Consider the following 20233-nt stretch of genomic DNA (forward strand, 5'->3'; position numbering starts at 1 on the left):
CTAGTTCGTTTTGGTTCGCGCCGCTACCAGCCGCTTGGCGTAGGCAAGCGCCGTTTCCAAGCTGGCCTGGTCTGCAATCCCCCGGCCCGCGATGTCGAAGGCCGTGCCATGATCTGGGCTGGTGCGGACGAACGGCAGGCCAAGCGTGATGTTCACGCCCTTTTCCAGCCCGAGATACTTCACAGGGATCAGCCCTTGATCGTGGTATTGTGCCACCACAACATCGAATCGGCCTTGACGTGCTTGCATGAAGACGGTGTCGCCCGGATAAGGGCCAGTGGCGTCGATGCCCTCGGCTCGGGCCGCGTCGATTGCAGGTTGTATGATCCGGATTTCCTCGTCCCCGAAGAGGCCGCCTTCACCTGCGTGCGGATTGAGACCTGCTACGGCGACACGCGGGATCGCGAAGCCGAGAGCTTTTCCACCGTCGTGGGCGAGCCGAATGGCGGATAGCTGAGCGTCGAAATCGCCCTGTTCGATCGCCTTGCTCAGCGACGTGTGGATCGTGACGAGCACCGTGCGGATGTCATCGTTCGCAAGCATCATCGCCACGCGCTTGGCGCAGCCGTAGTCGGCCAGAATTTCGGTATGGCCGGGGTAGCGGATTCCCGCGCTGGCCATCGCCTCTTTATTGATCGGGGCCGTGACGATGCCGCTCACTTGTCCGGACTTCGCTGCTGCGATCGCTGCAACGATGGCGTCGAAGGCCGCCTGCCCGGAGATCGCGCTGATACGCCCGATTGGTGGGGACCCGGTAATGCGGGTGGTTTCGATAACTTCAATTCGCCGCGGCTCGAATTGAGCTGCATCGGCAGCGTTGATGCGTCGCACCTCGATGTTCAACCCGAGCCGGCGTACAATATCCTGCATGACAACATAGCTGCCGAACACGACGACGCGTTCGCCGCCCTTCGCAAGCACCTTCGCCACGATCTCCGGTCCAATGCCGGAGGCGTCGCCCATCGTGAGAGCAAGCGGGGGAATGTTCTTCATTGGGTTGCTCCACGTATCCGCGCGACGGCGCGCGTCAGGGCGTCGTCACTGCCAAAGCCACCGGCCTTCATCGCGAACAGGAGCGAGCGCCCATCGCCAAGCCTGGCGAGACCAAGTGGGAATCCGGGATCGAGTTCTTGCAGGATCTCGAACTCACGGACGTTGAGAAGATCCAGGATCGCGTCCATCGTGTCGCCGCCGGTGGCGATCAAAGCGCCGAAGCGTGGGCTTTGAAGCTCTTGCGCTGCGTCTTGTGCGATACGGCGCAGCACCGCTGCCGAGTCCGCCTCGCGCGCCCTTGGTCCGCGCAGCAGCATCACGCCCCTGACCTCCTGGAGTTGGTCTGCCTGCTGATGACTGCGCAAATTTGCGCTCCCAATGACGACCAAGACATCGCTACTGATGCCATCGAGCAATGGCGGTGGGGTCTTCGCTTGCACAAAACGCCGCGATAGGGCTGCAGCCATTCCGGGAGAACCAACCCAAAGGACCGACTCTGGATCCTCGATGGAAGCAATCTGCGAATCGAGTTCTTCCTGCGTTTCTGCATCAAGCAGCCTGACATTCTTGATGCAGTTGGGGACCAGGTCGACTAGCGCGGAATGCCGCACGGGATGCACGGGGTCATGGCTATACGCACTTTCCGACACCGGGATGCCGTCAACGAACTGAATGCCCCTCACTGTCGTACGTCCGGCCTGGGGGAACGCCGGCGCGAAGAGCAGCGATTTGCGGCCGCTCGCCGCAAAACATGCTTCAAGCTCCTCCGTTATGTGGCCGCGTAGAGTGGAGTCCACCGTTTTATAGAGCACGGCACGGCTGGCAAGTCGTGCGGTCAATCGAGCGACCGCCTCGAACGCTTGCGACGAAGTAGCAGACCGCGAACCGCTATCGACTGCGATTACCGCTGCCGCTTGGTTCGGAAGCTGGCGTCTGCCGATCGATGCAGTCAAGCCGCGGGCGACGAAAGGTGCTGCGCCATCTGCCGCGCTGGTGAGGTCATCGGCGAGGACCGCTATGCTGGGTTGATGATGGGTGCGCATGCATCAATTAACAAAACGTCGCCAAGTATGAATAGCGATAGTTTCTGACGAAATCGGTGATAGATTGTCACTGATGGATCGCTCGGACATACCTTCGCTCGACGACCTGCGAGCGTTCGAAGCAACAGCGCGGCTGGGTTCGGTCCGGCTTGCAGCAGACTCGCTTGCGCTCACGCACGGCGCCGTGAGTCGCCGTATCACCAAACTCGCCCATGACATCGGGGTCAGGTTGTTTGAAAAGAATGGGCGAGGCCTGCGGCTCACCCCGGCTGGCGAGACACTCAACCTGACTCTCGGGAAGTTCTTCGGTGAGTTGGCCACCACAGTGCAAAGCCTGCGTACCGCCAATGCCGGGAAGAATGCCCTTGTGCTCTCCTGCGAGCCTTCAGTTGCCATGCGTTGGCTTATTCCGCGCCTGGCGGCGCTTCAAGTGGCGCATCCGAACATGGCCCTCCACCTCTCCGTGGGTGGTGGGCTTGTGGAATTTCGCAAGAAACAGGTCGATCTCGCTATTCGACGGCTGGACTTCGCTGTGCCCGAGACATGGAACGTCCGGACCCTTTTCCCCGAAACGGTTGGGCCCGTTATGAGGCCGGAAGTGGTGCCAGCGTTCGAACGTGGCGACTATCTCGCTCTCGGGTCGAAGACTCGACCTGACGCGTGGGCGCAATGGCTGAAGACCCATCCGTCGGCGCGTCGACCCACAGAAATGCGATACTACGACAATCACGCGCTGATCGTCGAGGCAGCGTCCGCAGGCTTGGGTGTAGCCCTCAGTCCGCTCGTACTCGCGGTTGACGATGTGGAACGAGGAAGCCTGGCGGCGCCTGCTGGCTTTGACCCCGACGGCAGTCAATATGGGTTGATATGGTTGGGGTCGAGTGAACTGCAAGGTGTGGAGTTTGAACTCGCAGAGTGGCTCCAAGCGCAGTTCAGCGGCCTGAGCCCCCAGCACCTTTGAAAGAGCGCCCTGCGAGCTTCGCCTAGCTGAATGTGGTCGACCGGCATCGAAAAGCAGCAACCGAGCATTGATAGGCCGGGTAGAGTTTCTCGATGAGCGGCACAGTTTGCCGTGCTTGGTTCCGCACTACCATTTTACAGGCATCCTGATGAGGCATCGCATGGGCGCATCACGGGCTTCGTACAGGTGACGCCGGTTACTACCTACCTTCAACGCCTGGATGGGTGCCAATCCATTTCAAATGCGGAAAATCCCGGCGCGGCGGATCGTGCAAATTCCTGTGACAAGGAATGCCGTGCCCGCCTTGGACAGGTCGGCACGGCGGCTGGCCTCATTGCTCATTCATTTTTGGGGCAATCACTCTCAGACTCTCACCTATCCCACGCTATCATCATCAGGCCAAACAGAGTGAAATGCCAATTCGGACGCTCTTTTCAGAAGTTCGTGCTGCTCGCGGGCCAAGTTTCGATGACTCTGCGGAAACAGAACAGTCAAACTGGCTGAAAGAACGGAGCCAACCTCTTTATGGCGGGCAGGCTCCAGAGGACATCCGATAAGGCACAGTTTGCCCCATCGGTGAGTTCTCCAAGAAAAGGGAACACAGTTCGGTACACGGCCGGATTTTCATAAGGGAGTGGCCTGGATGAGCAGAACCCGTCTCTCGCGGCCTCAGCGTGCGAAGCGTCGAGATGCCCAGGCTACGGCTGTTGCGGTGAGGCGCTTCTGCTCAAAGGGCGATGATGCGGTCCGCAACAGCGTGGACCCGCTCGGTTGAAGGGGATCTGATCCAGATGGTCGCAAGCATCCAGGCTGTTGCCCCCCATGACATAGCGCTTTCGGTGCGCGATCTGACCGTAAGCCTGCCGGCCGGGATGGAGCGGGTCCATGCGGTCGAGAATATCTCGTTCGATCTGAAACGCGGCCAGATCCTCTGCATCATAGGCGAGTCCGGATCAGGCAAGTCGGTCACGGCGAACGCGATCATGGGGCTCCTGCCCAAGGTGATCCGCCTCTCATCGGGTTCAATACAGTTGGAGGGGATGAACATCATCGGCATGTCGCCCGACAAGCTGCGCAACCTGCGTGGTCGGGTCGTGTCGATGATCTTTCAGGATCCGCTCTCGGCGCTCAATCCCCTGATGACCGTGGGCGCGCAGATTGACGAGGTCATGGCCGCGCATGGATACGGCACGCCAAAAACCTGCCGCGACCGCGCCATCGAGCTGCTCACTGAAGTGGGCCTGCCTGACCCCGAACTCATGTATCATCAGTACCCTTTCCGGCTTTCGGGCGGGCAGCGACAGCGCGTCATGATCGCCATGGCCTTGGCGCTCGAGCCGACGGTGCTGATCGCCGATGAGCCAACCACTGCGCTCGACGTGACCACCCAGGCACAGATTCTGGAGTTGATCCGCGACATTCAGCGCCGCAAGGGCATGAGCGTGATGTTCATCACCCACGATTTTGGCGTGGTGGCGGAGATCGCCGACAGCGTCGTGGTGATGGAAAAAGGTCACATCGTCGAGCAGGGCAGCGCCGAGCAGGTGCTGAAGTCGCCCAAGCATCCCTATACGCAGCGCCTGATCGCGGCCGTACCGCATCTGACCGGCGAAGATCGCCCTCGTGCGGAAGCCGCCAGCAAGGAGCCGATCCTGAAAGTCGAAGGTCTGGTGAAGACCTATCGTGGCGGCAGCGCGCTATTCGGAGCGCAGCGGATTGTGATGGCGGTGAACGAGGTTTCGTTCGAACTGGCGCAAGGCCGCACCCTGGGCGTCGTAGGCGAGAGCGGTTCAGGAAAATCCTCGCTGGGCCGGCTTCTGATCAAATTGCTGGACAGCGACGGCGGCGAGATTTTGTTCGAGGGATCTGACATCGCCAAGCTTTCCGAAGCGAAGTTCCGCCCACTTCGACCGCGGATCCAGATGATCTTCCAGGATCCCTTCGCGTCTCTGAACCCACGCTCAACGGTCGGCCATATCATCACGGTCGGTCCGGTGGCACACGGAATGCCTTACGCCCAAGCGCGCGAGGAAGCGCGGGCGCTCCTGGCCCATGTCGGTCTCGATGTCGGCGCCTTCGGCCGCTATCCGCACGAGTTCTCGGGTGGGCAACGCCAGCGCATAGGCATCGCGCGCGCGCTGATGTTCAAACCGAAGCTGCTCATTGCCGATGAGGCGGTTTCCGCGCTCGACGTGTCGATCCAGGCGCAGATCCTGCAGCTTCTGGACCAGATCCAGCGCGAGACTGGCGTATCGATGGTCTTCATCACGCACGACCTGCGAGTCGCCAGCCAAATCTGCGATGAAATCGCCGTGATGCAGAAGGGCCGGATCGTCGAGCGCGGACCGCCCTCGCAGATATTCCTGAACCCGCAAGCAGCCTACACGCGCCAACTCGTGGCGGCGATTCCGGGGGAGCGGCCAGGCAATGCCCGTCCCATTGCAGCAAACGCATGAAAAATAACAAGAGAGGAACTACGATGACCAAAAATGCAACGACTACATCCAACTATTCGAGACGCCAGGCACTCCGACTGATGGCGCTAGGGGGGGCTGCAGGCTTGATCGCGCCCAATCTTCTGGGCAAGTCCGCTTTCGCCAAGACCCCTGCCACGGGCCCGGCCGGTCGCGTCGTCGTCGGCCTCTCACAAGAGCCGACGGTGTTCAATCCGCTGATGGCGCATATCGAAGTCGATGACGCGGTCCATTTCTCGGTTTTCGATGCGTTGGTCAGGATGGATGCCGAAGGTGTCCTTCAGCCGAACCTCGCGGCCGAGGTGCCAAGCCAGAAGAACGGCGGCATTTCGGAGGATGGTCTCAACTGGCGCATCCGGTTACGTGACAATGTTCGCTGGCACGACGGCGAGCCCTTCACGGCCGAGGACGTGAAATTCACCCTTGAGCTCATCACCAACCCGAAATTTCGCGCTTGGCGTACAAGCGGCCATTCGCTCGTGCAGGACATTACGGTGGTTTCGCCCACCGAGATCACCTGGCGGATGAAGGAGGCTTTTGCGCCCTATCTGTCGTTCCTGGCCGAAACCTTCATAGTGCCCAAGCACATCCTGGGGAAAGAGGGCGATCCGAATACAGCGGCGTTCAACCCGGCGCCGATCGGCACCGGCGCTTTCAAGTGGAGCCAACGGGTAGCCGGCGACCATATCGAGCTCGTCGCCAACCCCGAGTATGCCGGCGAGGGCCCCTATGTCGAGCAGCTCATCTTCAAATACATCCCCGATATGACGGTGCTCTACACGCAGTTCAAGAGCGGCGACGTCGACCTGGTCGATCAATCCTACATTACCGCCGACCATTATGCTGAAGCCCGCGAATTGCCAGACCGCGTGGTGACACTGGAGACCGGCGCATCCGTGGAGTCGATCTACCTCAATCTGGGGCGCCCGCAGTTCAAGGACCTGGCAGTGCGCCAGGCGCTTTACGCCGCAATGGACAGGAAAGCGATCGTTGACACGATCTATTACGGCGTGGGCACTCTCACCGAGACCTTCATGCCGAAGGAGTCCTACTACTACAATCCGAACCTGCCCGCGCAGGAATTCAATATGGACCGCGCGCGACAAATTCTGGATGAGGCCGGCTGGGCGCCAGGCCCGGATGGAATTCGCGCCAAGGATGGAGTGCGACTGTCCTTTGCCAATTCGACGACGTCAGGCAACAATCTTCGCGAGCAGACGCAGCAGTTCCTGCAGCAGACGTTTGCCGAGATCGGCGTCGAGATGACGATCTCGAACTTGCCGGCTGCGGTCATGTGGGGCGAATTCTGGCTGAAGTCGCAGTTCGACACCGCCATGGTGGGCGTTACCTATCTGATTGCCGCGGACCCCGACGCCACAAACCGCCTCCATACGAAGGCAATCGCTGCTCAAGGCGGGCACGGTTCGAACACCGGGCAGTATTCCAACCCCGAAGTCGATGCCCTGCTTGAAAAGGGTGCTCGCAGCTTCGATCAGGAAGAGCGGCACGGGATCTATAACCGCGTGCAGGAAGTGGTGCGTCACGATCTGCCCTTCCTGCCGCTGTTAGCGATCACCAACGTGCTCGGACGCAAGGCAGGGTTGGACGGTTTCAAGCCCAATGCCAACACGCGCACCGCGTCGTGGCATGCCGCAGACTGGCGCTGGAAGGCCTGATCCATCCTATTGCCGTCGCCGGATTTCACTGCGGCGACGGCAACAGCCTAAAATCGCCAACCCACAACGGAGGACTCAGAATGCGCGGCTTCCTGCTCAATCGCCTCTCGCAGAGCCTGGTGCTGCTTGTGATCGTTTCGATCATCGGCTTCGGCATTCTGAACCTCCTCCCGGGCGGCCCACTGGCGCAATTCGGGCTCGATCCCGGAATGACCCAGCAGGATATCGAGCGGCTGAAGGGATTGCTTGGCCTCGATCGGCCTATATGGATCCAATACCTGGACTGGGCATGGCGGCTGCTGCAGGGCGACTGGGGACACTCCTTCCGCGACGGAGCGCCGGTATTGCAGATCATTGGCAGCCACGTGTTCGCCACGCTGCTGCTGATGGGATCTTCAACCGTGATTGCGATCTCCATTGGCGCCTGGATTGGAATTCGGGGCGCCACACGCCGCTACTCGCTATTCGACTATCTAGCGACTGTCGGTGCCATGATCGCTTTGTCGGTCCCTACCTTCTGGTTCGGACTCGTCGGCATCTACATCTTTTCCCTGAAGCTGGGCTGGCTGCCCGCGGGCAATATGTCCGAGATCGGAGATGCCTCGATCCTGGGATATCTCCACCATTTGATCCTGCCAAGTATCGTGCTGTCGCTGGTCCATGTCGCGATCTGGAGCCGCTACATGCGGACGGCGACCCTCGACGCCATCAGCCAGGACTTCGTCAAGACGGCTCGGGCCAAGGGATTGAGCGAACGGCGGATTCTGATGAGGCATGTCGTCGGCAACGCACTCTTGCCGATGATTACCTTGGCCGGGATGCAGCTTCCCAGTGTTCTCACCGGCGCTCTGGTGACCGAAACCGTCTTTACCTGGCCGGGAATGGGACGGTTGTTCCTGGATAGCCTTGGCTATAGCGACTATCCGGTTGTGATGGGGCTTTTGATGTTCTCGGCCATCCTCGTTCTGCTTGGAAACCTAATCGCCGACATTGTCGTCGCTATTGTCGATCCACGTATTCGCCTGGCTTGAGCGCGCAACTTCCCCGACAGGAGACAGCCGATATGACCGCTCTCACCGCAAATGCAGCTCCAAGCCGATGGACAAACAACCGCGCGGCGCTTCGTTTCATGAGACACCGCCTGGCGCTGCTCGGGTTGGCGATGATCATTTTCCTCGTGCTTGCTTGCGTGCTCGGCCCCCATCTACTGCCTTATGACTCACTGTATATCGATCTGCGGGCCCGCTTTGCCCCACCGCTGACGGGCCACCACTTTCTGGGCACTGATCCGCTTGGCCGCGACCTTGCGGCAAGATTGTTGATGGCGGGACGAATCTCGCTGCTGGTGGGTTTCTTCGCCATGGTGTTGTCGACCCTCGTCGGCACGCTTGTCGGCGTGATCGCCGGCTATCGCGGCGGCTGGATCGGGGCGACGCTGATGCGCACGGTCGATGGCTTCCTGTCGTTCCCTTCGATCTTTCTGCTCCTGGCGCTGGCTGCGGCACTGAAGCCCAGCCCTGTGATGATCACCGTCATCATCGCCCTCACCAGTTGGATGGAGGTTGCCCGTATCGTGGAAGCGGAAGTCCGCTCGTTGCGGGAACGCGAGTTCGTCCTGGCCGGGCGCATGCTGGGATTGAGCGGCACCCACATCATGTTCCGCGAGATACTGCCCAACGCCATGGGACCCATTATCGTTGCTTCCACCCTGACGGTCGCGCGCGCCATTCTGATGGAAGCCTACATCAGCTTCCTGGGCTACGGAATTCAGCCGCCATTGCCCAGCTGGGGCAACATGCTCAACGGCGCCCAGCAATATCTGGGCAGCGCACCTTGGCTGGCCATCATTCCCGGAGCTGCAATCACCATCGCGGTGACCAGTTTCAATTTCATTGGTGACGGACTGCGTGACGCGCTGGACGTCCGGGACGACCATATTTGAAGTGCCGCGAGCGGCCGCTTTCTTAATCCCTGGAACATCAAGAGAAGTCAGTCACGTGCAAGAGCCCAAAGTCGCCGAAAAGAACACGCCCTACTGGTGGGAAGCGGCGCCCGTCATGCCGCTGCCGCGGCAGCCGCTGGCAAAGAAGCTCGATGTGGTGATTGTCGGCGCCGGCTATGCCGGGCTTTCGGCTGGGCTTGTGCTGGCGCGCGAGGGGCGCTCGGTCGCCGCTTTCGATGCGATGCATCCGGGCGAGGGTGCTTCCACGCGCAACGGCGGGATTACGAGCGGCAGCATCCGGCCGGACCATGCCACGATCACCCGGCGCTTCGGTGAAGAGAAGGCCATGGCGATCGAGGCCGAGGGCAAGATCGCGCGCGAATTCCTCTACGACTTCATCAAGACCGAAGGGCTCGACTGCGACTTCCGGCTGGTTGGCCAGTTCAAAGGCGCTTTCGGGTATCAACAGTATGAGATAATGGCGCGTGGCGCCGAGACACTGGCGAAGAAACTGGGGATCCAGTCCTACGCCGTTCCGCATGCCGAGCAGCGAAATTATATCGGCACCGATTTCTACCGCGGTGGAACCGTCCGGATGGACATTGGCGCGCTGCATCCCGCAAAATTCCACGCTGAACTCCTGCGGGTGGCGCTCGGATCCGGGTTGACGGTCCATTCGCATACAGCGGTCAAATCGATCGAGAGGAATGGTTCGGGGTTCCGCGTCACGACACCGGCAGGGACGGTGGATGCACGGCAGGTTCTGGTCTGCACCAATGGCTATACCGACGGCGCCGCTCCGTTCCTGCGTCGCCGCTTGGTTCCGGTCCGCAGCCGGATCATCGTGACCGAGGAACTTGCGCCCGATGTCATGGCGCAACTGATGCCGAAGCTGATGACGATCACCGAAAACCGGCAACTCGGTTTTTATTATCGTCCCTCGCCCGACGGGAAACGCATTCTGCTGGGCGGGCGCGACAGTTCTCGCGTCGGCGATCCGGTGGCGCCGAAACTTCTGCTACGCAAGGGCTTGGTGAACCTTTTCCCGGAATTGGAAAACGTCCGCCTTTCGCATTGCTGGTTCGGCAACGTGGCGATGAACCGCGATATGCTGCCCCGCATCTTCGAGAAGGAAGGTGTGGTCTATGCCACCGGCTTCTGCGGTTCGGGCGTGGTCTGGGCGCCATGGATCGGCATGCGTGCGGCCCACAAGCTGATGAGGCATGGCGAGCAGTCCCGCACGGCGTTCGACTTTCGACCGCCTTCGGCCATCCCGCTCTATCGCGGCGATCCGTGGTTCATGCCTGCGATTATCCAGGGCTACCGGTTGCAGGACCGTATCGCCTTCTGGCGCGCCAGCCGCTGACGGCCAAAGGTGACGGCCTTTTTTGACTATTCGTCGCTGCGGCCCGGCTGGAGGCACCGCGGAGCTTGAGGGCGCTGGCGAAGCGCTATGGAATCAACCAGAAGACCGTCGCGAAGTTGCAGAGTCGAATCTGTGTCCTCGATCTGCCGATTGGGCCGAAGGAGGCGCGGTCGACCCTGCTCACGGTCGATGAAGAGGCCGTCATCGTCGCCTTTTGACGCTATACGCTGCTGCCGCAGGATGACTGCTTCTATGCGTTGCAGCCGACGATCCCGCATCAGGGCAAGCAGCACAAGTTCGTCGCCATCTATCGTACCTCGAAGGGCGCCTTCATGGAATTGCATGAGAAGGCCACCACTGTCGTCTCCCGAGAGTTCCTGCTCCGGCTGATCGCGGCCGTTCCCCATAAGATCCACACAGTGCTCACCGACGATGGAATCAGTTCACCACACCTAATGCCGGAGGCTCGGCCGTGCCGCAGATCAATGAGGCTATCGCCAACGGCGAACGCTTCTGGGCGCACGCCTTCGAATATGCCTGCGCCACGAACGACATCGAGCACCGTACGACTAAGGCCAAGCATTGGACCAATGGACAGGTCGAGAGGATGTACCGCACGATTAAGGACGCCACGGTCAAACGCGTCTACTAGGGAAGTCACGATCAGCTCAGGTAACACCTCGGACTTCTTCGCCGACTACAACTTCGCACGCAGGCTCAAGACCCTCAAGCGCGTTCCAACGGACTCGCGAAGCGGTTACGCCGCCCTGCGCCGAACTGGAACTCGGTCGGGCTTGAGCAGATCGTATCGGTCAAGGGATCAAGAAACCGCACATCTGGCGAAGTCCTAGATGATTTCGGCACATTCTTTCGAGCGCACGATGCGATGAAGGGCTGATCGGAACTTTGCTTCCGCATTCATGGCAGCCGAGGTTGGTTGGAACATGTCGCCCCGAGTCGAGCGCATTCACAGCGATGAGCGTCTCCCGGCCGAAGTCGACGTCGTCATCGTCGGCGGCGGCATCCTCGGCTCTACGGCCGCCTATTTCCTGGCGAAGCGTGGCCTCTCTGTGGCTCTGCTAGAGAAGGGCCACGTCGCCTGTGAACAATCGAGCCGAAACTGGGGTTGGTGCCGTCAGCAGAACCGCGATCGGCGCGAACTGCCGCTCTCGGTGATCTCCATGCGACTGTGGGACGAGCTGACGCGCGATATCAATCGGGACCTTGGATTTCGACGCTGCGGTCTCGTCTATGCGACTCACGACGAGGCTGTGCTCGCCGGCTGGGAAAGGTGGCGCGAGGTCGCCAGGGAGTACGAGGTCGACACCCGCATGCTGAGCCGGGCGGAGGTGGCCGAGCGCGTCCCCGAAGCACGCGACAAATGGGTCGGCGGGACCTATTCAGACCGGGATGGTAAGGCAGAACCTGCGCTCGCCGCGCCGGCTATCGCCGAAGGGGCCAGAGCTCTGGGCGCCACCATCCACCAGGAATGCGCCGCGCGGGCGCTCGACTTGGCCAATGGCAAGATTGCGGGCGTGCACACGGAGAAGGGCTACATCAGAACCGGCGCGGTGCTGTGCGCCGCTGGCGCCTGGTCCTCGCGCTTCCTTAGGCCGCTCGGGATCAGTTTCCCCCAAGCAAGCATCCGGCAGACCGCGCTGCGTTCCACCCCGACAATCAACATAGGCGAGGCGGTCTCCACACCCTACTGCACGATCACGCGCCGACTGGACGGCAGCTATACGCTTGCGATCAGCGGCAAGGCGAACCTCGAAATCACGCCCCAAGCTATCCGGTATAGTCGGGAATTCATGCCGCAATTCTTGCGTCGCCTAAAGAACGTCAGGCTCGGCATCGGCCAATCGTTCCTTTCGGGGCCGGATTCAATGCCGGCGCTGCTGACCAGCGACGATCGGATCTTCGAACAGAATCGGGTGCTGGATCCTCCACCCTTAAAATGGCTGGTAAGCCAAGTGGTGGAGAGTGTCCGGAAGACCTTCCCCCAACTCGGCGACATAGAGATCGATAGTGCCTGGGGCGGCTTCGTCGATTGCACGCCGGACGCAGTGCCTGTGGTGTCGCAGGTGGACGCGGTGAAAGGTCTCGTCCTCGCGGCGGGCTGCTCGGGCCACGGCTTCGGTTTGGGCCCGGGGCTTGGCTATCTGGCCGCAGAGCTGGTCGTAAACGACACGCCTTGCGTCGATCCTACACCGTTCCGCCTGTCGCGTCTGGTCGACGGCTCGAAGCTGGACATCGCCGCTATCTGAAGATCAGTGGGAAGTCAGGCCTGACGCGCACCAACAAGCGCCGCTATGGCCTGCAGGACAAGATCGCCTGGTGGCGGGCCCAACGCTGACGGCTAAAGCTGGCGGCCCATTGACCATGCGGCGCTGCGGCCCGGCTGAATGATCGCGTCTCCAACGAAGACCATCACATGCACTACATCTCCACACGCGGCCATTGGTTGGGACTAGCCTCAAGGGGGCGATCTACGGCACGAACGTCCATGGCAGAATTCTGATGGCGACGATGACGCTGGTTTCTCACTCAGGCTATCGAATCTGGGACTTGGTTGCCATTCGGTCGTTGGCGGTGGACCGGAGTCTTGAGCTCCATGCGGCGCCATGAACCACGGCTCGGCTGTAAAGGTCTTTTCCAGTGCAGCGGAAAAATTCGTCGGCTGGGATCTGCCGGTGTGAAGGCGGTCAGTGGTGGGACGCTTTCGCGCGGATCAGCGCGTTGGCCATGTAGAGATCCTGGAGAGAGATACCGGAACTGTCGAAGACAGTGATTTCATAGTCGAAGCGGCGTCCGGGGGCACGCCTTTCAATGACGTCGCCGATTGGTGTTATCGCATGCACGCCGGCATCGATCTCGTCGAGCACGTGTTGGAACTCGCCGATCTGGACGGACTGGGAAAGCAGATCACAAAAGAGACGTGCTCTGGGAAATAGTTCTCTCGGCAATTCGCACTTGCCCGGAGCATCCGACCCCATGCTGACGATATGGGTTCCGGGTCCCACCCAAGCGGAATCGAACAGGGCTTCGCGTGAGGGTGTCACTGTGACCACGATGTCGGCTGCGCGGACGGCTTCTTCGGGCAAGGCAGCGCGCGCGTCCAGGCCCCTTCTCGCGATCTGATCGAGAAGAGCGTCGCGCCGTGGTGAAGGCCGGGCGACGACCAGCACGGTTTCGATTGGGCGGATGCGTGCCAGCGCCATCACTTCGAAGCCCGCCTGATTGCCGGCGCCGAATATCGCCAGGACCTTGGCTTGCTTGCGCGCAAGGAAATCGGCAGCAACCGCGTCGGCTGCGGCCGTCCTGTAGGCGTTGACCTTCCCAGCCTCGATAACGGCGCGGAGCCGACCTGAATGCTGATCGAGCAGCACGATTGTGGAGTTGTGGCGGGGAAGGCCACGTGCCGGGTTGCCCGACCAGAAGGAGCCAATTTTCACCCCGGTTAGGTCATCCGACGAACCGGATTTGATTGAGAAGGTATTGGTTGCCTCCTGTGTGCGCCCGAGAACAGCGGGAAAGATCCAGCTCCGCCGCGACGCTGCTGCCACGAAAGCCTCCCGCGCCGCCTCGAAAGCAAGCTCATGCGTGACAAGGGCGGCCGATTCCTCCTCGCTGATGTAGATCATCCAAAGTTCCCCATGTGCGTCAGTCGTTTATCGCTGGTTGCAGCTACGGCGTTACCGAGGCTGAAATCGCACCCCACGGCGAACGATGCGGACCTCAGCCGATCGCAGGGCAACCAGGCGGAGCGATTCTAGGTGCCCGATAGTCCTCGCCTGATTTGCGCAATTTGGGATGCCGAGGAACTGCTTAAAACGAACAATCCCGCTGAATTGAAAGCGCAAAACAGCAGCGAAATCTGTCCGCCGGACGCCACTCTAAGGTGCGACTTCAATCCTGGATCGAATGACAGCGTTGCACTTATGGCAATTGAGCATGGCACAGACATCGTCAGCAACCAGATGGAGCTGATGAAATTGGAGCCCCGCCATTTGCCGGGCGCGTTGAAGCTGTCGCAGGAGATGGGCTGGCCCTATCGCCTGGAGGATTGGGAATTTGCCGCAATGGTTGGAAATGGTCTGGTCCTGGAGCGGGGAGGACACGTGATCGGCACGGCCATGTCCTGGAGCTACGGACCGACCTATGCTTCCGCCGGAATGATCATCGTCACCGGCTCCGCGCAAGGCGGCGGCAACGGCTCCCGGCTCTTTGATGGATTGCTTGCGGCTACACAGGGGCGCCACGTGCTGCTCAATTCGACCGAAGAGGGGCTCGCGCTCTATAAACGGCGTGGCTTCACTGCCTGGGGCACTGTACTTCAGCACCAGGGCCCGCTGACTGTTGCCGTGACGCAGACGACCCCTGACATCCGTCAGGCGACGGTCTTAGACCTCGCGGCAATCCAGGCCTTCGACGAACGGGCCACCGGCATGCCCCGGACGGCGATGGTGGCTGCGCTCGCCGATGCGGGCAAGGTCGTCGTTATCGAGCGCGCGGGGCGGGTTGCCGGCTACGCCATCGCCAGGAAGTTCGGGCGCGGCTATGTTGTCGGCCCCTGTGCGGCCGAAAGCGTGGAGGACGCGCGGCTTCTGATCCTGGCCCAGCTTTCGAAGCTTCGCGATCAATTCGTTCGCATCGACGTCTATGCCGAGGATGGATTGGGCGACTGGCTTGAGAGCCTCGGCCTCAAGCGGACCGGCAGTGCCACCGCTATGGTCAAAGGGCAACGACCCGTTTCTGACGGGCTGGCCCACATGTACGCATTGGCAAACCAGTCGTTCATTTAGGAAACAAGGTCATGGACAATAGGGCGGCAAATCTATCAGGGAGCGCGACGGCGAAGAGTATCGACGCCCTTGTGACGCCGACCCTGCTGCTGGACCGCGGACGGCTCGGACGCAACATTCAACGCCTCGCTGAACGCGCCAAGAAGCTCGGCGTGGTGCTGCGTCCGCACATGAAGACGGCCAAGAGCATCGACGTCGCTTGCGACGTGTTTCCACAGGGACCCGGTCCCATCACGGTCTCGACCGTCGCCGAGGCGGCGTATTTCGCGGACCACGGCTTTCGCGACATCACCTATGCCGTCGGCATCTCGCCGGCTTCGGCAAGGCGCGCCATGGAGCTTTGTCGCCGTACCGGCGCCGATGTGAAGCTGCTTCTCGATTGCGTGGACCAGGCCGACGCCCTGGCCCGAGTGCGCGAAGCCACCGGCATGACGCCCTCGGTCCTCATCGAACTGGACTGCGACTACCATCGCGGTGGCTTGAGGCAGGACGACCCAAGATTGCTCGACGTGGCCAACAGGGTTGTCGCTGCCGGTGCCAAGCTCGTCGGCGTTCTCGCTCACGCGGGCGAATCCTACGGCTTGAACACACCCAATGCGCTGGTCAAGGCAGCGGAGAACGAGCGTTCAGCCGCCGTGCGCGCCGCTGAAATCCTGCGCGCTTATGGCCACGCCTGTCCGGTCGTCAGCGTCGGCTCGACGCCGACAGCGCATTTCGCCCAGAACCTGGAGGGTGTCACGGAGCTGCGCGCCGGCGTCTACATGTTCTTCGATCTCGTCCAGCATGGGGTTGGCGTCTGCGACCGCGACGATCTCGCAATTTCCGTTTTAGCCACCGTTATCGGCTCCAAGCCGGAAAATGGATGGGTGCTGGTTGACGCTGGGTGGATGGCGCTATCGCGCGACCGGGGAACCGCAAACCAGCAGATCGACCAGGGTTACGGCGTGGTCTGCGACGAAAAGGGGCGCGTGCTTGAAGATGTGATTGTGGCCCAGGCCAGCCAGGAACACGGTATCCTCTCCATTCGTGCCGGTTCCGGGAAATCCATGCCCGAACTGCCGCTCGGGTCTCGGGTCCGGATCCTGCCCAACCATGCGTGCGCGATGGCTGCCCAGCATGACTTCTACAGCGTCGTCAACGGGGACAGCCCCAAGATTGAAACGCGTTGGGAGCGGATGCGCGGCTGGTAGACGCGCGAACACACGCCTCGGACGAGCCCACTCTAATCAGCACTGGCGGTCAAGAAAATGAAATTTGCCTCTTACTGGTTGGATAAGTCGACGCTGATAGGCAGCACCATGACTGATGTCATGGATGGGCGCCCCGACCTGAACCTCTGGAAGGATTTCGAATGGCCAGCGATACCCGGCTATTTCGGGCGCCCCTGGTTCCTGCCGGTTCTGGGTGCCTATTCCCGTATTAAGGATCTTGTCGCGTGATCCCGCCCCTCGAACATCTGTCGCGCAACGGCCACCTGGACAAGTTCTTCATCGACGGTCGATGGGCCGAGCCACGCGGCACCGCCAAGGGCTTGGTGGTGAACCCCTCCACCGAAGAGGTTGTGGCTCGGTTTCCGCTCGGAAACAGCTTGGACGTGGATGCGGCCGTTGCAACGGCCCGCCGGGCATTCGCCGCCTGGAGCCGGACCACGCCGGAATATCGTGCCGGTCTGCTCGACCGCCTGCAGGCGCTGGTCGAGGCGCGCAGTGAACTGCTTGCGCAATGCCTCACCCTCGAAATGGGCGCGGCGATTGGATATGCGCGCACCGCCCAGGTGCCGCTGGCGATCGCGCATATCAAGGTCGCTCGCGATGTGGTGACAGCCTTTCCCTTCGTCAAGCAGCGGGGCCAAACCGCCGTCACCCACGAACCGATCGGTGTCTGCGCCTTGATCACGCCATGGAATTGGCCCCTTTACCAGATCACCGCCAAGGTTTCGCCCGCGCTCGCGGCAGGCTGCACGGTCGTGTTGAAGCCGAGCGAGCTTTCTCCCCTGGACGCTCTGCTGTTCGCCGAGGCGATCGAGGAAGCCGGCTTCCCTGCCGGCGTTTTCAACCTCGTGCAGGGTGATGGTCCGGGCGTAGGTGCTTGTCTCGCCTCCCATCCCGATGTCGACATGATCTCCATTACCGGGTCCACCCGCGCGGGCATTGCGGTGGCCCAGGCGGCAGCGCCGACGGTCAAGCGTGTCGCGCAGGAGCTCGGCGGCAAGTCGCCCAACGTGATCCTGCCGGACGCCGATCTCGACCGCGCCGTTTCCCTGGGCATAGCCGCCGCCTTCCGCAATCTCGGCCAGTCATGCAGCGCTCCGACACGCATGATCGTGCCACGTCCGCTGCTCACCGAGATTGAGGCAATCGCCAAGAGGGTCGCGGCCCAGATCGTCATTGGCGATCCTCTTTGCGAAGCCACCACTCACGGTGCGATCGCCAATCGTGCCCAATTCGACCGCATCCAAACCATGATCGGCGTCGGCATATCGGAAGGCGCCAAGGTCGTCATCGGCGGACCTGGTCGTGCACACGATCTGAACGTCGGCCTCTATGTGAAGCCGACGATCTTTTCGGCCGTGCGCACTAACATGCGCATTGCACAGGAAGAGGTTTTCGGTCCAGTTCTCTGCATCATCCCCTACGACACAGTTGATGAGGCCGTCAGCATTGCCAATGACACGGTCTATGGTCTGGGAGCCCATGTGCAGGGCAATGATATGGACGCCGTCAGAGACGTCGCATCGCGCATTCGCTCCGGTCAGGTGCATCTCAACTACCCGGCCTGGGATCCGCACGCGCCGTTTGGCGGTTTCAAGCAGTCCGGAAACGGACGCGAATATGGGATCGAGGGCATGCTGGAATATCTGGAGGTCAAATCCATCCTCGGCTATTTCTAGGCGATCTTTGCCCGGCGCAGAGGCGCGCCGTCGGAGCCATTCATGCCAAGAGTACAAGAGACCGACGGTGAATTGGTCGAGATCATCATGAACGAAGCCAAGTTTCGCGGCCAGTTCGTCCTGTTCGACCTCAGAGAGCCTTTATGAGCCTCCATTGGTTCAATCCCCCGGTCTCTATCAGGACTGGCAAGCCTGGCATGACGTATAGCTGCAACAACGTCGAGGGTGCAGCTCGGGAGCTCATGGGGTGGAACGATCGCGGCCCCAAATGGGACCTTGCGGTACGCGCCTGCCTGTCCTGTTTGGCTGGCGACATGACACCTGAGGATGTCCGCCAGGCGTTCATTGCCGCTGCTGAGGAGGGAGGCAAGCTGCTTGCCAGCGGTTGAGACTATAGCTTACTCCATGTCTGGCACGTCGCCACCCACAAACAGCGTCGTCGGCTCCCGTATTCGCGCAGTACCGGGTTGGCTTCACGCGACCTCGCAATGACGCCGGCATGGTTCCCCGCCAAGTCCTTGCGGTCCATATCGCCCGATCTCCAGTCGGCTGGTCCGAAGACAGGCCGGAGGTCGCCAGTCTCATCGCGGCCAAAGGCGGTGACGACGATTAGCTTCGGGGCTTTATGTTGCGGCATCAGGTTATCTGAGATGGGGGTCCTCTTTGGGCTGGAGCAAGAGCCGGTGGACGTTGAGCGGTGGAGGGGGCAGAACCTCGGTCATCTCGAATAGAGGCACCGATAGGCCGCCTTGCTCTGGCGCTGTGTGCTTTGACTTAAGGTCCGCTATTTCCTCGTCGCGTCTGGCAATTCGGCTTTCCAGATTGGCGATACGCTCAGTCAGCAAATACCGTCCAACAGCGAAGCCGCCGCCTCCAAACAGCACGGCAAACGTGGCAAAGGCTGCCGGGTTGGCCGCTACCAGCGCAGAGTTACTCTCAATGAAAGCGATAAGGTCATGCATTGAGGGTTGTCTGTCTCACCCCAGCACAGGCGGCGTAGGATCGAAGCTGATCGCCACGAGCCCCGGATGCCTGTGAGCGAGGGCGAGGATCTGTGTCTCAAGCTCGCAGTTGTAAGCCATGAGCGCCTTTACGGTCTCAAGGGGCGTTTCGTAGCGGGCGATGAGCTTCTCCGCCTCCGCGTGTAGTTCGGCTTTGGTTTCGGCGTCTAGGTGCATCGTGCCCATTGCAGTATTTTCCTAACGGGTTGCTCTGCGGGGTGCCGAGCGCGCGTCAAGGCGGTCCTGAAGGTAACCGTTGAGAACGATCATTTCCTTGAGGGCCTTCATCAACGTCGCCCTTGTGTACGGCAACGAACCTGTCGACGGTGGCTTGAAGGGCAGCCTCTTGCCGGCTGTCGAGTGACACAACGCAATCCACCTGAACGCCTCCTAATGTCGTGGACAGTGAACAAAAATGGAACAAAACTGTCAAGAGTGAAATGACTAGACGAGGAATAAATCCCTTTTTTTGGGCTCTGCCTGACAGGGATGGAAGACGGAAGCGCGGGCCGCACGCCGACACCTGAAGCGTGCGCGTCAGTGCCTTCATGGGCATGATCAAGTGAGCAGAGAAACGGTTGAGAGAATCGATGGGATGATCATAGCCCTGGCCGCGGAGGAGTGCTCTTTCTTTGCTTCCTCTTCCCCTTCGGCCATCGAACGACGCGGAACTCTGAGGCCGCCTCGTCCCTTTAAGGCATAGCTCTACCTGCTGAAGGCAACCAGGATGCCGAGCTCTTCCTGCATGGCGCCATGTGGCCCTCGATGCAGGAACTCGCAGTCCATCGAGGGGCCCCGCTGGCTCCCGCCGGCGGGCTCTTCAGTCACCCAGCGAAACGAAGCCGCTTCCGGCAAGTCCGGAGACTAAAGGAGGTTCCGATGAGAGAGCACGGCGGCGGACCCGAAGATGACGAGGGCATGCAGTTGCTTGCTCGGCGGCTGGCTTGAGAGGTCGGCATCCCGGAACGAGAACCGCGCGGTCAAGCTCATTGGTACCGACTGGAGTTCTTTGGGCGCGAAGCAAGTTTCCTGAAAAACCAGCGCTGGCCATTGTGATCTCGGCCAGGATCGCTGCCCTTGAA

General features: G+C 61.0%; 17 protein-coding genes and 1 pseudogene. 13 read left to right on the forward strand and 5 right to left on the reverse strand.

Going from position 1 to position 20233, the window contains the following annotated elements; translation table 11 throughout:
• Complete coding sequence (gene pdxA / locus FJ973_RS09020) at window positions 1-993, reverse strand: 4-hydroxythreonine-4-phosphate dehydrogenase PdxA (protein WP_140523343.1); 993 nt, start codon at window positions 991-993, stop codon at window positions 1-3.
• Entirely contained in the window at window positions 990-2036 is a 1047-nt protein-coding gene (locus tag FJ973_RS09025; protein WP_140499539.1) for a four-carbon acid sugar kinase family protein, read from the reverse strand. Before FJ973_RS09025 ends, pdxA begins: the two co-directional genes overlap by 4 nt.
• Before the next feature lie 73 nt (window positions 2037-2109).
• Here FJ973_RS09025 and FJ973_RS09030 point away from each other — a divergent pair, with 73 nt between their 5' ends.
• The 8 genes and pseudogenes from FJ973_RS09030 to FJ973_RS09065 all read left to right on the forward strand — a co-directional run bounded on the left by FJ973_RS09030 (window position 2110) and on the right by FJ973_RS09065 (window position 12722).
• Complete coding sequence (locus FJ973_RS09030) at window positions 2110-2997, forward strand: LysR family transcriptional regulator (RefSeq protein WP_140499537.1); 888 nt, start codon at window positions 2110-2112, stop codon at window positions 2995-2997.
• A 791-nt stretch (window positions 2998-3788) separates the two neighbouring features.
• Complete coding sequence (locus FJ973_RS09035) at window positions 3789-5453, forward strand: ABC transporter ATP-binding protein (RefSeq protein WP_140499535.1); 1665 nt, start codon at window positions 3789-3791, stop codon at window positions 5451-5453.
• Window positions 5454-5476: 23 nt separating this feature from the next.
• Window positions 5477-7147 carry a peptide ABC transporter substrate-binding protein gene (locus FJ973_RS09040; RefSeq protein ID WP_140555436.1) on the forward strand — a complete coding sequence of 557 codons (1671 nt, stop codon included), beginning with the start codon at window positions 5477-5479 and terminating at the stop codon, window positions 7145-7147.
• Between the two features lie 80 nt (window positions 7148-7227).
• The gene (locus FJ973_RS09045) at window positions 7228-8178 is read left to right on the forward strand and encodes an ABC transporter permease (RefSeq protein WP_140499531.1); all 951 of its coding nucleotides are present in this window, start codon (window positions 7228-7230) and stop codon (window positions 8176-8178) included.
• Window positions 8179-8210: 32 nt separating this feature from the next.
• Entirely contained in the window at window positions 8211-9089 is an 879-nt protein-coding gene (locus tag FJ973_RS09050) for an ABC transporter permease (protein ID WP_140499530.1), read from the forward strand.
• Window positions 9090-9144: 55 nt separating this feature from the next.
• Complete coding sequence (locus tag FJ973_RS09055) at window positions 9145-10455, forward strand: FAD-binding oxidoreductase (protein WP_140499527.1); 1311 nt, start codon at window positions 9145-9147, stop codon at window positions 10453-10455.
• Between the two features lie 62 nt (window positions 10456-10517).
• Window positions 10518-11128, forward strand: a pseudogene (locus tag FJ973_RS31315) (IS481 family transposase); the annotation flags it as partial.
• Between the two features lie 271 nt (window positions 11129-11399).
• Complete coding sequence (locus FJ973_RS09065) at window positions 11400-12722, forward strand: FAD-binding oxidoreductase (protein WP_140499813.1); 1323 nt, start codon at window positions 11400-11402, stop codon at window positions 12720-12722.
• 438 nt (window positions 12723-13160) lie between these two features.
• Here FJ973_RS09065 and FJ973_RS09070 read toward each other — a convergent pair whose 3' ends face one another.
• Window positions 13161-14099: an ornithine cyclodeaminase family protein gene (locus tag FJ973_RS09070; RefSeq protein WP_140499525.1), complete on the reverse strand. Its 939-nt coding sequence runs from the start codon at window positions 14097-14099 to the stop codon at window positions 13161-13163.
• A gap of 132 nt (window positions 14100-14231) precedes the next feature.
• Between FJ973_RS09070 and FJ973_RS09075 the strand changes: the two genes are divergently transcribed.
• The 5 genes from FJ973_RS09075 to FJ973_RS09095 all read left to right on the forward strand — a co-directional run bounded on the left by FJ973_RS09075 (window position 14232) and on the right by FJ973_RS09095 (window position 18539).
• The gene (locus tag FJ973_RS09075) at window positions 14232-15260 is read left to right on the forward strand and encodes a GNAT family N-acetyltransferase (protein WP_224646636.1); all 1029 of its coding nucleotides are present in this window, start codon (window positions 14232-14234) and stop codon (window positions 15258-15260) included.
• A gap of 11 nt (window positions 15261-15271) precedes the next feature.
• The gene (locus FJ973_RS09080; RefSeq protein WP_140499523.1) at window positions 15272-16450 is read left to right on the forward strand and encodes an alanine racemase; all 1179 of its coding nucleotides are present in this window, start codon (window positions 15272-15274) and stop codon (window positions 16448-16450) included.
• A 57-nt stretch (window positions 16451-16507) separates the two neighbouring features.
• On the forward strand, window positions 16508-16699 hold the full coding sequence (locus FJ973_RS09085; RefSeq protein WP_224646634.1) for a hypothetical protein: 192 nt from the start codon (window positions 16508-16510) through the stop codon (window positions 16697-16699).
• Complete coding sequence (locus FJ973_RS09090) at window positions 16696-18150, forward strand: aldehyde dehydrogenase family protein (RefSeq protein ID WP_140523349.1); 1455 nt, start codon at window positions 16696-16698, stop codon at window positions 18148-18150. Before FJ973_RS09085 ends, FJ973_RS09090 begins: the two co-directional genes overlap by 4 nt.
• Before the next feature lie 143 nt (window positions 18151-18293).
• Window positions 18294-18539 (forward strand): DUF982 domain-containing protein, encoded by a 246-nt coding sequence (locus tag FJ973_RS09095; RefSeq protein ID WP_140499519.1) that lies wholly within the window; start codon window positions 18294-18296, stop codon window positions 18537-18539.
• A gap of 252 nt (window positions 18540-18791) precedes the next feature.
• Here FJ973_RS09095 and FJ973_RS09105 read toward each other — a convergent pair whose 3' ends face one another.
• Window positions 18792-19112 (reverse strand): hypothetical protein, encoded by a 321-nt coding sequence (locus FJ973_RS09105; protein ID WP_140499517.1) that lies wholly within the window; start codon window positions 19110-19112, stop codon window positions 18792-18794.
• Between the two features lie 15 nt (window positions 19113-19127).
• Complete coding sequence (locus FJ973_RS09110; protein WP_140523352.1) at window positions 19128-19337, reverse strand: hypothetical protein; 210 nt, start codon at window positions 19335-19337, stop codon at window positions 19128-19130.
• Window positions 19338-20233 lie beyond the last annotated feature (896 nt).

Source organism: Mesorhizobium sp. B2-1-3, from assembly GCF_006442495.1.
In the GTDB taxonomy this organism is placed as follows: Bacteria; Pseudomonadota; Alphaproteobacteria; order Rhizobiales; family Rhizobiaceae; genus Mesorhizobium.

Excerpts from the sequence above, each read along its gene's own strand:
- FJ973_RS09105 (WP_140499517.1), bottom strand. The coding sequence starts at position 19,112 with ATGCATGACCTTATCGCTTTCATTGAGAGTAACTCTGCGCTGGTAGCG.
- FJ973_RS09110 (WP_140523352.1), bottom strand. The coding sequence starts at position 19,337 with ATGGGCACGATGCACCTAGACGCCGAAACCAAAGCCGAACTACACGCG.
- FJ973_RS09070 (WP_140499525.1), bottom strand. The coding sequence starts at position 14,099 with ATGATCTACATCAGCGAGGAGGAATCGGCCGCCCTTGTCACGCATGAG.
- FJ973_RS09080 (WP_140499523.1), top strand. The coding sequence starts at position 15,272 with ATGGACAATAGGGCGGCAAATCTATCAGGGAGCGCGACGGCGAAGAGT.
- FJ973_RS09035 (WP_140499535.1), top strand. The coding sequence starts at position 3,789 with ATGGTCGCAAGCATCCAGGCTGTTGCCCCCCATGACATAGCGCTTTCG.
- FJ973_RS09085 (WP_224646634.1), top strand. The coding sequence starts at position 16,508 with ATGAAATTTGCCTCTTACTGGTTGGATAAGTCGACGCTGATAGGCAGC.
- FJ973_RS09025 (WP_140499539.1), bottom strand. The coding sequence starts at position 2,036 with ATGCGCACCCATCATCAACCCAGCATAGCGGTCCTCGCCGATGACCTC.
- FJ973_RS09065 (WP_140499813.1), top strand. The coding sequence starts at position 11,400 with ATGTCGCCCCGAGTCGAGCGCATTCACAGCGATGAGCGTCTCCCGGCC.
- FJ973_RS09045 (WP_140499531.1), top strand. The coding sequence starts at position 7,228 with ATGCGCGGCTTCCTGCTCAATCGCCTCTCGCAGAGCCTGGTGCTGCTT.
- FJ973_RS09040 (WP_140555436.1), top strand. The coding sequence starts at position 5,477 with ATGACCAAAAATGCAACGACTACATCCAACTATTCGAGACGCCAGGCA.
- FJ973_RS09095 (WP_140499519.1), top strand. The coding sequence starts at position 18,294 with ATGAGCCTCCATTGGTTCAATCCCCCGGTCTCTATCAGGACTGGCAAG.
- pdxA (WP_140523343.1), bottom strand. The coding sequence starts at position 993 with ATGAAGAACATTCCCCCGCTTGCTCTCACGATGGGCGACGCCTCCGGC.
- FJ973_RS09030 (WP_140499537.1), top strand. The coding sequence starts at position 2,110 with ATGGATCGCTCGGACATACCTTCGCTCGACGACCTGCGAGCGTTCGAA.
- FJ973_RS09050 (WP_140499530.1), top strand. The coding sequence starts at position 8,211 with ATGACCGCTCTCACCGCAAATGCAGCTCCAAGCCGATGGACAAACAAC.